Source organism: Vibrio sp. 99K-1, from assembly GCF_013114585.1.
GTDB classification, from domain to species: domain Bacteria; phylum Pseudomonadota; class Gammaproteobacteria; order Enterobacterales; family Vibrionaceae; genus Vibrio; species Vibrio chagasii_B.
On sequence record NZ_VTXF01000023.1, the window covers coordinates 37,689 to 51,041 of the forward strand.

A 13,353-nucleotide genomic window follows, 5' to 3' on the forward strand; every position below is an offset into this window, starting at 1 on the left:
GCCCAGCTTATGCAGACTCGAATCACTTCTTTTATGCCTCCACAATTTGAAGCGCCTTTTTAAAGGGCCTTTCACAATGAGCCTAATCAGCTTAGCTATTTCGGTTTGTTCATTTCGAACTAAGCTATATAGGTGTGCCGAAATAAGGATGAGGTGTGTATGGGGAAACGAAGGGCTTTTCTATCGCTCACATCGCCCCTGCCCTTCATAATGCTCACAGTGGCTTACGCACCGAGCGCTTGGGCCAATAAGGATTACGGGCCCTTAATCAGTTATACCCAAGCGCCACTGCAATCCGTTCGCCTTACACCGATGCTTCGCTCTGGTTTCCCATTAGAAGAGGATAAGCTCGAGCTGTTTACCTCTTTAACAGCCGCCAGTATCTGGGCTAACTCCCGCGACTATCATTTAGACTATTATCAAAACCAACTTCAAACAGGACTACGATGGCAATTAACACCTGAATGGCAAGTAGAACTGAATTACCGCTGGCTTTTCGCCGCCAACAACCACCTCGACAAAATCACCATTAACTTCCATGAACTTTTTAGCATCGACCAAGCCGGACGAGATCGAAAAGCCAGACATCAGTTCGACATCTATGCTCCAGAGCACGATATCAGCATCCGAGACTTTTCTGGCGATACACTGACCAGCGCTTTGACGCTCTACACCCAATACCAAATCATAGAGAAAGAGAACCATGGATTATCTGTTGGTGTCTCGCTTTATCACAACAACGTCAGTCACGGAGCATTTAAAGGAAGCAGCACAGAACAAAGCGCTCAACTCAACTATGCATACCAACTCGATATCAATACCTTCTATTCGAGCTTGGGCTTTGCGAATCAGTCTAATCGAGAATCAGAGAACAGCTTTGTACATAAAAAGGTTACATGGTCTTGGCTGGGAGGCTATCAGCTGACGCTCATTGAAAACCACGAATTGCACATAGAATACCGGTGGTATGAAGGCGCTGATTATGGGGAAACCGAGTTATCAGAAGCTGCCAATGAAATGATGTTTGGCTACCGCTATGTGATGCAACGCTCGGCACTCGAGGTCTCCATCATCGAGAACATCTTCAATATGGACAACTCGACCGATGTGGCCTTTCAATTGGCTTATCGGCATCAGTGGTGAATCTTATTCAATTGAAGGTGATGGAATCAAAAAAGCCGAACAGTTAAGTTCGGCTTTAAAGTTGTACTGTCACTATTAATAGAGAGAGCGACGACTAACGGAGAGGCAACTACGCACTCATGATTCTTGAAACGGCATTGCGAATGTCAGAGTCAGCCGCGTTAGCGGGTAGAGTGAATGAGATGTATTGGTCACCGCGGAAGCTCAGTGAACGGTCAATTTCAGCTAAGCAGTGAACCATAGAACCATCTACGATGAATGACAGCTCGATTTCTTTGTTATTCATGAAGCCACCGCTACGAAATTCAATCTCTTGGTAACAACCCGAACGTGAAGCGAAGGTGTTCCCTTTCAAGTAGCCCTTCTCTACGTCTGCTTTCACCATTGCCATGCCCGATGCTTCAACACCTTGAATGATTTTCGCGACTGTTGGTAATGGGTGAACAGAGATAAAATCACGGTCTTTAGGGTCAATCGCGAAGCCGATATCTAAGTTAGTTTCTACCCACACGTGGCACTGGTTCATTTTTGCGTTCAACGCAGTCACTGGCGTTTCATCATTAAGCTTAAGACGGAATGGCACCAACTTAGTTTCGCCGGGTTGAATCACAAACGGCTCTACGGCTTGAATACGACCGAGTGAAAAGGTTTCGTAACTGGTGCTGTCTTCTGTTTCGACTTTCACTTCTGTGTTGAGTACCAAGTTAATCATGTCGATTTGTTGCTCTACGTCGCCACCAATGATGTGAACGTTGCCAGACAACTCGCCACCTTGGAAAACGTCAATATTATCTAAGACGGTATCGACCTTTGCCGCACCAATGCCTAGCGAGGCCTTTAATTTCTTAAACATTTCCTTTCTCTTTGTAATTATTTGATTAACTAGGGCGTGCTGACAATTTGCGACACTTGCCCCACAGAATCAAGACATTTGCGCTATCTATGTTGAACAAGCTCACATCCTCTGAGGAAATGTTGAAATCGTGAAAAAATCCGTTACTCTATTTGTATAGTCAAATAAGGTTTCATTATGTCGAAAGCGCCGCTCTACCTGCAAATAAAACAGTTCATAGACGATAAGATCAGCAATGGTCATTGGCCGGTTGGCTATCAAATCACCACCGAACTCGAACTCACAGAGCAGTTCAACGTTAGTAGAATGACGGTGAATAAAGCCATTCGAGATCTTGTGTCTGAAGGCAAGCTAATTCGGAAACCAAGACTGGGCACTTTTGTGTGTGAGCCAGAGGAAAAAGCGCAATCTCCCCTACTTGATATCAACAACATCGCACAAGAGATCAAAGACCGTGGCCAAACTTACACAAGCCAAGTGATCAAACACGATAGTATCAAGGCTGATGAAAGCACCGCTACACGGTTAGGTGTGATGATCAATGCAGAAGCCTTCTATAGTGAAATCATCCACTTCGCCGACAACACACCGATACAGCTAGAAGCTCGCTGGGTAAACTCACAAGCGGCTCCCCAATACTTAAAACAAGATTTTTCAACCTCAACACCGAATGAATACCTTTCCAAAAGTTGCCCGTTGAGTGCGATTGAACACACGGTCGAAGCCATCATTCCAGACTCCAACATCCGCCAAGCACTAAAGCTAACGGAATCAGAACCTTGCTTGCTTCTTAATAGAAGAACATGGAGCAAGGAACGCCTTATCAGCTTTGCATTACTCTACCACCCTGGCTCTAAGTACAAATTAAGCTCTAAGATCGTTTTAGATTAAAGAATATCATCCTGATCGCCGATCACATTTTTGCAACATCAACTTGATTCGGGTCAGTATTTAGCCTATTTATTTGTATATACATTTATTGTTTAGCAAAGATCTAGGTGATTATGAATTTGATCCTCAAAAATGCACGAGTGGTCTCGATGAGCTCGGGAGCTGACGGTTATCAACCTTCTTCCCCGCAAGATATCGTTATCGAGAACGGTAAGATCGTATCCCTGTCACACTCAAGCGATGAGTCACTTCATTGTGAAACGGCGAGTGCTAGCCGCTCTGTTGATCACATCATCTACGACTGCAAAAACAAGCTCGTTACCCCTGGGCTGATTGATTGCCACACTCATCTGGTGTTTGCTGGTAATCGTGCCAATGAATTTGAACAACGGTTAAATGGTGTCTCCTACACCGACATCGCAAAACAAGGCGGTGGTATTTTAGCGACGGTAACGGCGACACGAGCCGCACAAGAAGCCGAACTGGTTGAGAAGGCGCTGCCTAGATTAGACGGCCTGCTAAGAAGTGGTGTCACCAGCGTTGAAGTAAAGTCTGGCTATGGTTTAACGCTTGATGATGAACTCAAGATGTTACGTGCTGCTAAAGCCTTAGAAAACCACCGTCGTATTAAAATCACCACCACACTCCTTGCAGCACATGCTGTACCACCAGAATATAAAGAACAGCCCGATCGTTACGTTGATCTGGTATGCCAAGAGATCATCCCTAAAGCCGCAGAGCAAGGGCTAGCCGACGCAGTCGACGTATTCTGTGAATCGATCGGCTTCAACCTAGAACAAACTGAGCGTGTATTTGCGGCTGCTAAAGAACATGGGCTAGCGATCAAAGGCCACACAGAGCAGCTTTCTAACATGGGCGGCAGTGCGCTTGCCGCGAAATACGGTGCTCTGTCTGTTGATCATGTTGAGTACCTAGATGAAACCGGAGTAAAAGCACTGGCGGAATCAGGTACTGTCGCTACCTTATTACCGGGCGCTTTCTACTTTTTGAAAGAGACTCAACAGCCACCTATTGCCCTACTTCGCGAGCACAACATCCCAATGGCAATCGCGACCGACTTAAACCCCGGCACTTCCCCCTTTGCGGACTTAACGCTGATGATGAACATGAGCTGCACCCTATTTGGTACAACCCCAGAAGAAGCATTACGTGGGGTAACTTGCCATGCCGCCGCTGCCATTGGCGAGTCGCAAAACAGAGGCAAAATTGAAGTGGGTTACTCTGCTGATTTGGCTATCTGGAATATCGAGCACCCTGCCGACTTAAGCTATCAAGTTGGTGTTCCTCACCTGCATAAGCGCATTGTTAATGGCGAGGTCTGTCATGACTCAATCTAAATCCAGCTGCACTAATACAGTATCCACCACTCACAACTTTGTGTGGACGGGGCGTAATGACCTTGAAGATGGTGAGCTCGGTACTCGTGTTCATCACATTACCACGCAAGTACAAAGTAATGTTTTAAATGAAGGGCTTACTGACAACGCTGTTGCCTTGGTTGGCTTTGCTAGCGATGCCGGAGTGGCAAGAAATAAAGGACGTGTTGGCGCAAAACAAGCACCTAATTTGATTCGCCAAGCGTTAGCTAATATGGCTTGGCACTGTGATACACGCATTGCTGATCTTGGCGATATCGAATGTAACGATGATCAATTAGAAGTGAGCCAGAAGCAGTGCGCTACTGTGATTGCCAATGCGCTATCCACCAGCAAAGTGATTACCCTTGGCGGCGGTCACGAAGTCGCTTGGGCTTCTTTCCAAGGCCTAGCTGAGCATCTTCACAGAACTCAATCAGATCACAAACCTAAGATAGGCATCGTTAACTTTGATGCTCACTTTGACCTTCGTGAATTTGAAAGCGACATCGCTGACGTCAAACCAAGCTCAGGCACACCCTTTAATCAGATTAGCGAATACTGCCACACACATCAGTGGCCATTTCATTACGCGTGTCTCGGTGTAAGTGCCGCCAGCAATACCAAAGCGCTTTTCAACAAAGCCGACCAACTTGGTGTGTGGTACGAACATGATCGCGATATCACCCAAGTAAACCAAGTTGCCCAACTGGTTAAGTTGCAAAAATTCATGGCTGAGTGTGATTACCTCTATCTCACTATTGATCTCGATGTCTTCCCAGCGGCAACTGCACCGGGTGTCAGCGCCCCTGCGGCAAGAGGCGTTAGCTATGAAGCGCTTGCGCCTTTCCTAGAACAGATTTTTAAACACAGTGAGAAACTCATTATCGCGGACATTGCGGAATATAACCCAGACTACGACGTCGACGGTCAAACGGCTCGATTGGCGGCACGTTTGTGTTGGGATATTGCCCGTGCAATGACCAGTGAATAAGCCAGCTATATAGATAAATACAACTACAACGATATAACGTGAAACAGAAGGAATTTCAAAATGACGGAACACCACAACAGTGACCCTCGTCTCGACACGACTCGCGAAATTCGCGCACCTCATGGCACCACTTTGCGCGCAAAATCTTGGTTAACAGAAGCACCACTACGTATGCTCATGAACAACCTAGATCCTGATGTGGCAGAACACCCGCATGCACTGGTTGTGTATGGTGGTATTGGTCGTGCAGCACGTGATTGGAAATGTTACGACAAGATTGTTGAAGTATTAGAGCGTTTAGAAGACGACCAAACATTACTTGTTCAGTCTGGTAAACCTGTAGGCGTGTTCCCGACTCATAAAAACGCACCTCGCGTGTTAATCGCTAACTCGAACCTTGTTCCACACTGGGCAAACTGGGAACATTTCAACGAGCTCGATAAAGAAGGCTTGATGATGTACGGCCAAATGACCGCAGGTAGCTGGATCTACATCGGATCACAAGGCATCGTTCAAGGTACTTACGAAACCTTTGTCGCTATCGCGAAGAAACACTTCCAAGGCGAAGCAAAAGGCAAATGGGTACTCACAGGTGGCCTTGGCGGCATGGGTGGCGCTCAACCTCTTGCAGCTACCATGGCTGGCTTCTCAATGATTGCGGTTGAATGCGATGAATCACGAATTGATTACCGCCTGCGTACTGGTTATGTAGACAAGAAAGCCACCAGCCTAGATGAAGCGATGGCTATTATTAAAGAGTCTGACACACCTATTTCTGTTGGCCTGCTAGGTAACGCTGCGGATGTTTTCCCTGAGTTAGTAGAGCGAAACATCACACCAGATGTCGTTACTGACCAAACCTCTGCCCATGACCCTCTGAACGGCTATTTGCCACAAGGTTGGACGATGGAGAAAGCCGCACAAGAGCGCACTATTGATGAAGCTAAGGTCGTTAAGGCAGCTAAGCAGTCTATGGCGATTCAAGTTCAAGCTATGCTAGACCTACAATATCGCGGCGCTGCGACCGTAGATTACGGTAACAACATTCGCCAAATGGCACTGGAAGAAGGCGTAGAAAACGCGTTTGATTTCCCGGGTTTCGTTCCTGCTTATATTCGTCCACTGTTCTGCGAAGGCATCGGTCCATTCCGTTGGGCAGCCCTTTCTGGCGACCCAGAAGACATCTACAAAACAGACCAAAAAGTAAAAGAACTGATTCCAGACAACCCTCACCTGCATAACTGGCTAGACATGGCGCGTGAACGCATTCAGTTCCAAGGCTTACCAGCTCGTATTTGTTGGGTCGGCTTGAAAGATCGTGAACGTTTAGGCCAAGCATTCAATGAAATGGTGAAAAATGGCGAGCTGAAAGCACCAGTAGTTATCGGTCGTGACCATCTAGATTCAGGTTCGGTTGCCAGCCCGAACCGTGAAACAGAAGGTATGATGGATGGTTCAGATGCGGTATCAGATTGGCCTCTATTGAATGCACTGCTAAACACTGCAGGCGGCGCAACTTGGGTTTCTTTACACCATGGTGGCGGCGTTGGTATGGGCTTCTCGCAACACTCAGGTATGGTGATTTGTTGTGACGGTTCTGAAGATGCATCGCAACGTATTGCTCGCGTACTTCACAATGATCCAGCGACAGGCGTTATGCGTCATGCTGATGCGGGTTACGACATTGCTAAGCAGTGTGCGAAAGAACAGAAACTTGATTTACCTATGCTAAACGAAGAACTTCGTCGCCTTTAATGTCTGGAGAAAACATGTTGAATTTATTACTGAAACCAGGACTTCTAGGCCTATCTGAACTTCGCAAGATTAGTCGTAGCCCTGTGAATCTGTCACTCGACCCTGCTGCAATCCCAGATATTGAAGCGAGCATGCAGGTTGTCGAACAAGTGATTGCTGAAGACCGCACTGTTTATGGTATCAACACGGGCTTTGGCTTACTGGCGAACACCAAGATCGCCCCAGAAGATCTCGAAGTTCTGCAGAAAAGTATCGTGCTGTCTCACGCAGCAGGCATCGGCAAATTCATGTCTGACGAAACCGTGCGCTTGATGATGGTGCTCAAGATTAACAGCTTGTCTCGTGGCTACTCAGGTATCCGACTCAAGGTGATCAATGCCCTGATCGATCTAGTGAACGCGCAGGTTTACCCTTGTGTGCCACAAAAAGGCTCAGTAGGTGCATCTGGCGACCTCGCTCCCCTAGCCCACATGAGTACCGTTCTACTTGGTGAAGGCCAAGCTCGTCACAACGGTAAAATCATTACTGGTTTGGAAGCAATGAAGATCGCGGGGCTAGAGCCAATCACACTCGCTCCTAAAGAAGGTTTAGCGCTACTCAACGGTACGCAAGCATCCACCGCATTCGCCTTAGAAGGCCTATTCGCAGCAGAAGACTTGTTCGCGTCTGCGACAGTATGTGGCGCTATGTCAGTTGAAGCTGCGCTAGGTAGCCGCCGCCCATTTGATCCTCGTATTCACCGCGTTCGTGGTCACCGTGGACAAATGGACGCTGCGCTTGCTTACCGTCATCTGCTTGACCAAAAGAGTGAAATTGGTGAGTCACACACGTGTTGTGAAAAGGTTCAAGACCCTTACTCACTGCGTTGTCAGCCTCAAGTGATGGGCGCGTGTCTACAGCAGATCCGCAACTCAGCAGAAACACTGATGGTTGAAGCGAATTCCGTATCGGACAACCCACTGGTCTTTGCGGACGATGGTGACATCATTTCGGGTGGTAACTTCCACGCAGAACCCGTTGCTATGGCCGCAGATAACTTAGCCTTAGCCATTGCTGAAATCGGTAGTTTGTCAGAACGTCGAATGGCACTACTGATTGATAGCGCGCTAAGTAAACTTCCACCGTTCTTAGTCGACAATGGCGGCGTTAACTCTGGCTTTATGATTGCTCAGGTTACCTCAGCAGCACTAGCTAGTGAGAACAAAACACTGGCTCATCCAGCTTCTGTAGACAGCTTGCCAACGTCCGCTAACCAAGAAGATCATGTGTCTATGGCAACCTTTGCTGGTCGTCGTCTCCGTGACATGGCAGAGAACACTCGTGGAATCTTGGCAGTTGAGTATTTAGCGGCAGCGCAAGGCTTGGATTTTAGAGCACCAAACCTCTCTTCACCTCGAGTAGAAGAAGCGAAACAGATCCTGCGTGAAAAAGTCAGCTTCTACGACAAAGACCGCTACTTCGCACCGGACATCGAGCAAGCTAACTTATTGCTCAAATTGTCTGTGCACAACCACTTAATGCCTGAAGGTATTTTGTGTAGCTTTTAAGTCGTGAAATAACACGTCATATAAACAAGGGCTATCGATTAGCCCTTGTTGCATTGAGCCAGTCACCATATCCCCTGTAAAACTGCCACATACCATCCAACGTATCTATCTAATTGACTGATATATAAGCAAAGTTAACTGGATAGACCATTAGATCGAAGTTAGTTAGCTATAATCCACCCCAGATTTGATGACTAATAGCGATACTATGTTTCTGACACCTTACTTTTCTACTGAAGACAATCAATTTCAATTCACTCGTGAACAAGCAAGCCACTTTGCTAAAAAAGTAGCTGGCGATTTCAACCCAATTCACGATGAAGACAACAAGCGCTTCTGTGTTCCTGGCGATCTTTTATTTGCGGTTCTTCTGCAAAAAGAAGGCATCAGCCAAAAAATGCGTTTTGATTTTTCAGGTATGGTTGGTAACGGTATTGCGTTAAGCGTTGATAACAAGTGTGAAAAAGAGAGCTCACTTATCGATGCAAATGGTAAAGAGTACCTACACATGTCTTGTGAAGGTGAGAAGAGCCACGATCAAGCATTCATCGAGCACGTAGTAACGAACTACGTTAAGTTCTCAGGTATGAACTTCCCTCACATCATGGTTCCTCTTATGGAAGAGCAACAAATGATGATCAACTGCCAACGTCCTCTTGTTATTTACGAGAGCATGGAAGTTGAGTTTACTCGCCTAGACCTTTCTCACCCAGAAGTTGAATTCTCTGGTGCGACTTTTGACGTTGAAGGCAAGCGCGGCATCGTGACCCTGAACTTCGATTTCAAAGAAGATGGCGAAGTAGTCGGTAAAGGCGTGAAGCGCATGGTAGCAAGTGGCCTTAAGCCATACGACCAAGCTTCTGTAGACGACCTAGTAAACCGCTTCAACGAGCGCAAAGAGATGTTTCTAGCTCAGTTCGCGGCTGCCGCTTAAGTAAGCCAACACAGAATTAAAAAGCCCAGCTTGATATCCTCAAGCTGGGCTTTTTTCATTCTAAACAATAGATATTGGTTTAAGTCACAGCTATTTACTGAGTACCTTTCCTCTTCGATAACGAAAGTGACTTACGCATCATCGTGCCACCCAACAGCATCGCTAGCCAATACCAACCCATTGAACCACCTGTCTCTTTGGTAGTTGGATCTTCCACCAAGCTTAGCTCTTTAATCTCATTACTATAAGCAAAGTTCTTAATGGTCACTCTGTCATGCCCTGCAGAACCCACCTCATCTTTGCTGTACGCAATCATGAAACTATTGTCTTTAGCTCTCGCCATTGGCAGTTCAACAGTGCCAGATAATAGGCCTGCAAACGCGCCAACTTCAAAGCCGTTAATGTAGATCTCCATGTAGTCACGATCTTCTTCAGAAAAGACGGTGAGATCCAAAGATACGGTACCAGCTGGGATCCCGTCGACAATGAATGCGGTGGACTGGCTATTACCAATATCCGGTGACGCTATCGTATCCCCTTCAACATCCCAAGCTTCTGTGCTGTAGACTGCATTCTTAGGTATCGTGACGAGTGAATTCACCGTATTAGAAACCTCATTCGCGCCAATAACATATGCCTTTGACGTCACTACACCCGCTAGTGAGTCGGTTGACACCTTGATACCAAAATCATGGTTACCCACTGAGTCTATGTTGTAGCTTACAACCACATCACACCCTTCATTCGGCGATAACGTCGCACAACTATTGCTCTTTATAATCGCACTACCATTGTAGGTTATAGGATCGTTTGTACCGGTAGCCAAAGATACGTTGGTTACGTTAACCTCTTGATCAGATTTGTTCGTAAATTCAAACTTGTGTTCAATCGGCCCCAAAGGTCGAGCGCCTAACATCACCTTAGTTTGGTAGCTAAAGCCTGCCGTCTTCTTACCTATCCAGTCAGCAAAGTGGCTTATGTTGGTGTAGACACCGTATGCCTCTGGCTGTGCGCAACCTTCTCCCCAACTCACAAGACCTAGCTGTTCGTAGTGACCATTGTTGGTGGACAACATGATTGGGCCACCGCTATCCCCACTACATGAATCGCGGCCGCCTTCTTTGTAACCAGCACAAAAAGCATCAGCACCGATATCTGAATATCCATCTCCTTGACCAAGGTTACAATCTCGCTGACTAACTAACGGAACATTCACTTGCTGCAACTGGCTCGTGGATGAGTATTGCTCTTGCGACGAATTCTGGTCGCCCCAACCTATGACGGTTAACATCTGACCTGCACTCAAGTTATCACGGACATAACCATCGACTAGGTCAACCGCAGATTCCATGGGCTTATCACTAAGCTCAATAATGGCAATATCATGACTCGCAGGCTCTTGAGTATAGCTTTCATGAGCATAAACTTGCTCGACGGAATAGCGGTGCTTCTCTACGTCAGGCGAAGAAAGATCAGAGAGACCAATGACAACCTCAAAATCTTGGCTACTGCTTGCTTCGATACAGTGCGCTGCTGTGAGTACATATCGCTCACCAATAAAACTTGCACCGCAGAACTGCCCTTCGTAGGCGTCCATGTTTTTTGAAACAAGTGCGACCATGAATGGCCAACTACCTTTTGTCGCTTCGTTACCGTTGATAATTTGAGGGGAGATATCTGCCAATACCGGCATTGAAGAGAGGCCAACCGCATAAATACTTAATGGCAGCCATTTTGTCTGGATAACTTTCATTACCTAACCTTTCATTTGTTTTAATAATGGCGGGCAGGTTATTTGATAAAAAATAAATATAAATGGTGAGAGCGCCAAAATATGGCTTACCTTGAAAACGGAACTGATATTAGTGGTTGGTTAACTCATTATCCCACAGAGTAAATCAAACCCAACGCCTAACTTTTTGTTTGTAATCAACATATTCTGCACCGAATAATTGCTCTAGTGCTCGCTCTTCTGGTTTGATTTGGAACTGATAGATACCACGTTAGAAACGGAAATTGATGGTAGCTATAACCGTGAATTCAGTTCAATAAAGCCCAGCTGATTTCATCATGCTGGGCTTTCGCGTTTAACTAAAGGTGATAGGTTGGCTATCAGTCTTAAGTTAACGTCAGTAGTATAGTTTACTGATCACCTTTCATCTTCAGTGGTGAAAATGACTTACGTACGATCGCACCGCCTAAAAGCACAAATAACCAATGCCAAGCCAGAGAACCGCCACTGCTACCAGAGCTTTTCGCATTCTGCGTGCCTTCTGATTTAGATATCTTTATTTCATCGGTATAAGCAAAGTTTTTAATCGTAACTCTGTCATCCCCGTAAGAAATAGAGCCATCTTTCACATATTTAATCATAAGGCTGTTGTTGGAATCCCTCACCATCGGCAAGTTCACTGAGCCAGAAAGCTGACCTGATTCTTTGTCGAACTCTTGACCGTTAATATAGAGCTCAAGGTAATCATGATCCAATTGAGAAGATACCGTCACATCGAAAGAGACTGTACCGGTAGGTATCCCCTCTACAACCAACATGGTCGATTCGCTGCTACCTATTGACGGAGAGACGATTGTTGATCCTTCGGTACCCCACGCTTGTGTGCTGTAAACACCACTGTTTGGAACACTCACATGAGAGTCCACAGTATTCGTTACAGATCTCGCTCCTATCACAGAAGCCTTTGATGTAACCGTGCCCAATAAGGAATCAGTGTCAACATTAATACCAAATTCATGTTTACCAATTGAGTTTAGGTTATAACTCACCACTACTTCACAGCTTTGTCCTGCTGTTAAAGTGCTACATCCGTTGTCCGTTATAACGGTATCATTACTAGAAATTGGATAAACATGGTTTACTTCGATGTTTTGATCGGACTTATTTATGAATTCAAAGGTATGTGAGATAGGCGCCAATAATCTTGCACCTAGCATTTCTATTTGACGATAACTAAACCCTGCTTTCTGCTCATTAATCCAATCATCAAAATAGCTAATATTGGTATAGACTCCGTAGGCGTTGGCCTGTGCACAGCCTTTGCCCCAGCTTACAATGCCCAGTTGCTCATATGATCCATTTGTCGAAACAACGATTGGGCCACCACTATCACCCTGACAAGAGTCATAACCACCATCACTGTACCCAGCACAGAATGCATCACTGCCAATAAAGGCATAGCCACTGTGAGGAACACTATTACATTGGTACTGGTTAACTAAAGGAACGTTGACTTGGTACAGTTCACTCTTAGATGCATATCCATCTGATGCGTCCTGATCCCCCCATCCCATCACCGTTAGCATCTGACCATCATTCAGGTTACCTCGAACATAACCATCAACGAGATTAACCACAGACTCTGATGGCTTATCGACGAGCTCGATAATGGCTATATCGTTACTAATAGGATTAGGAATGTAATACTGATGTACATAAATATTCTCAACCGCGTATCTATGTTGTGTAGCTTGAGAGGCAGAGAGGTTGGATACGCCAATTACCACATCGAGATCTTCACGACCATTACCGTCTACACAGTGAGCAGCCGTGAGGACATATCTCTCGCCAATGAAGCTCGCACCACAAAACTGACCGTCATAAGCGTTCACGTTTCTTGAGACTAGTGCAGCCATAAATGGCCAATTCCCTTGTGTTGCTTCTTTACCGTTTATAATTCGAGCTGAAACATCTGCCAACGCCGATGTTGAGGACAGACCCACTACACAGAAGCCTAATGACAACCATTTAGTCTGAACAATTTTCATTACCTAGCCTTTTATTTATATTAATAATGCGGACAGGCTATTTTATAAAAGATAGATATAAAACCAAAATCATAATGAAG

Annotated in this window: 10 protein-coding genes; 7 read left to right on the forward strand and 3 right to left on the reverse strand. The window is 45.9% G+C overall.

Features of this window, described 5'->3' with window-relative positions:
• The first annotated feature begins 159 nt into the window (after window positions 1-159).
• Window positions 160-1,143, forward strand: a complete 984-nt coding sequence (locus F0228_RS17980; protein WP_171762574.1) for a DUF3187 family protein — start codon at window positions 160-162, stop codon at window positions 1,141-1,143.
• A 109-nt stretch (window positions 1,144-1,252) separates the two neighbouring features.
• Here F0228_RS17980 and F0228_RS17985 read toward each other — a convergent pair whose 3' ends face one another.
• On the reverse strand, window positions 1,253-1,996 hold the full coding sequence (locus F0228_RS17985) for a sporulation protein (protein ID WP_061032736.1): 744 nt from the start codon (window positions 1,994-1,996) through the stop codon (window positions 1,253-1,255).
• Between the two features lie 177 nt (window positions 1,997-2,173).
• On the opposite strand from F0228_RS17985, the gene hutC reads away from it, so the two are divergent.
• From hutC to F0228_RS18015, 6 genes are all read left to right on the forward strand, one after another.
• On the forward strand, window positions 2,174-2,887 hold the full coding sequence (gene hutC, locus F0228_RS17990) for a histidine utilization repressor (RefSeq protein WP_171762575.1): 714 nt from the start codon (window positions 2,174-2,176) through the stop codon (window positions 2,885-2,887).
• A 113-nt stretch (window positions 2,888-3,000) separates the two neighbouring features.
• A complete protein-coding gene (gene hutI / locus F0228_RS17995; RefSeq protein WP_171762576.1) occupies window positions 3,001-4,245 on the forward strand; it encodes an imidazolonepropionase in 1,245 nt (414 codons plus the stop codon).
• Window positions 4,232-5,257 carry a formimidoylglutamase gene (gene hutG / locus F0228_RS18000; RefSeq protein WP_171762577.1) on the forward strand — a complete coding sequence of 342 codons (1,026 nt, stop codon included), beginning with the start codon at window positions 4,232-4,234 and terminating at the stop codon, window positions 5,255-5,257. Before hutI ends, hutG begins: the two co-directional genes overlap by 14 nt.
• A 60-nt stretch (window positions 5,258-5,317) precedes the next feature.
• Window positions 5,318-7,012 (forward strand): urocanate hydratase, encoded by a 1,695-nt coding sequence (gene hutU / locus F0228_RS18005; protein ID WP_105024766.1) that lies wholly within the window; start codon window positions 5,318-5,320, stop codon window positions 7,010-7,012.
• Window positions 7,013-7,026: 14 nt separating this feature from the next.
• Window positions 7,027-8,559 (forward strand): histidine ammonia-lyase, encoded by a 1,533-nt coding sequence (gene hutH, locus F0228_RS18010; RefSeq protein WP_171762578.1) that lies wholly within the window; start codon window positions 7,027-7,029, stop codon window positions 8,557-8,559.
• A 208-nt stretch (window positions 8,560-8,767) separates the two neighbouring features.
• Window positions 8,768-9,493 carry a DUF3581 domain-containing protein gene (locus tag F0228_RS18015; protein WP_061032742.1) on the forward strand — a complete coding sequence of 242 codons (726 nt, stop codon included), beginning with the start codon at window positions 8,768-8,770 and terminating at the stop codon, window positions 9,491-9,493.
• A gap of 94 nt (window positions 9,494-9,587) precedes the next feature.
• Here F0228_RS18015 and F0228_RS18020 read toward each other — a convergent pair whose 3' ends face one another.
• Window positions 9,588-11,246, reverse strand: a complete 1,659-nt coding sequence (locus F0228_RS18020; RefSeq protein WP_171762579.1) for a serine protease — start codon at window positions 11,244-11,246, stop codon at window positions 9,588-9,590.
• A 389-nt stretch (window positions 11,247-11,635) separates the two neighbouring features.
• Window positions 11,636-13,267: a trypsin-like serine protease gene (locus F0228_RS18025; protein WP_171762594.1), complete on the reverse strand. Its 1,632-nt coding sequence runs from the start codon at window positions 13,265-13,267 to the stop codon at window positions 11,636-11,638.
• Window positions 13,268-13,353: the final 86 nt, after the last annotated feature.

Excerpts from the sequence above, each read along its gene's own strand:
- hutU (WP_105024766.1), top strand. The coding sequence starts at position 5,318 with ATGACGGAACACCACAACAGTGACCCTCGTCTCGACACGACTCGCGAA.
- hutH (WP_171762578.1), top strand. The coding sequence starts at position 7,027 with ATGTTGAATTTATTACTGAAACCAGGACTTCTAGGCCTATCTGAACTT.
- hutI (WP_171762576.1), top strand. The coding sequence starts at position 3,001 with ATGAATTTGATCCTCAAAAATGCACGAGTGGTCTCGATGAGCTCGGGA.
- F0228_RS17985 (WP_061032736.1), bottom strand. The coding sequence starts at position 1,996 with ATGTTTAAGAAATTAAAGGCCTCGCTAGGCATTGGTGCGGCAAAGGTC.
- F0228_RS17980 (WP_171762574.1), top strand. The coding sequence starts at position 160 with ATGGGGAAACGAAGGGCTTTTCTATCGCTCACATCGCCCCTGCCCTTC.
- hutC (WP_171762575.1), top strand. The coding sequence starts at position 2,174 with ATGTCGAAAGCGCCGCTCTACCTGCAAATAAAACAGTTCATAGACGAT.
- F0228_RS18015 (WP_061032742.1), top strand. The coding sequence starts at position 8,768 with ATGTTTCTGACACCTTACTTTTCTACTGAAGACAATCAATTTCAATTC.
- hutG (WP_171762577.1), top strand. The coding sequence starts at position 4,232 with ATGACTCAATCTAAATCCAGCTGCACTAATACAGTATCCACCACTCAC.
- F0228_RS18020 (WP_171762579.1), bottom strand. The coding sequence starts at position 11,246 with ATGAAAGTTATCCAGACAAAATGGCTGCCATTAAGTATTTATGCGGTT.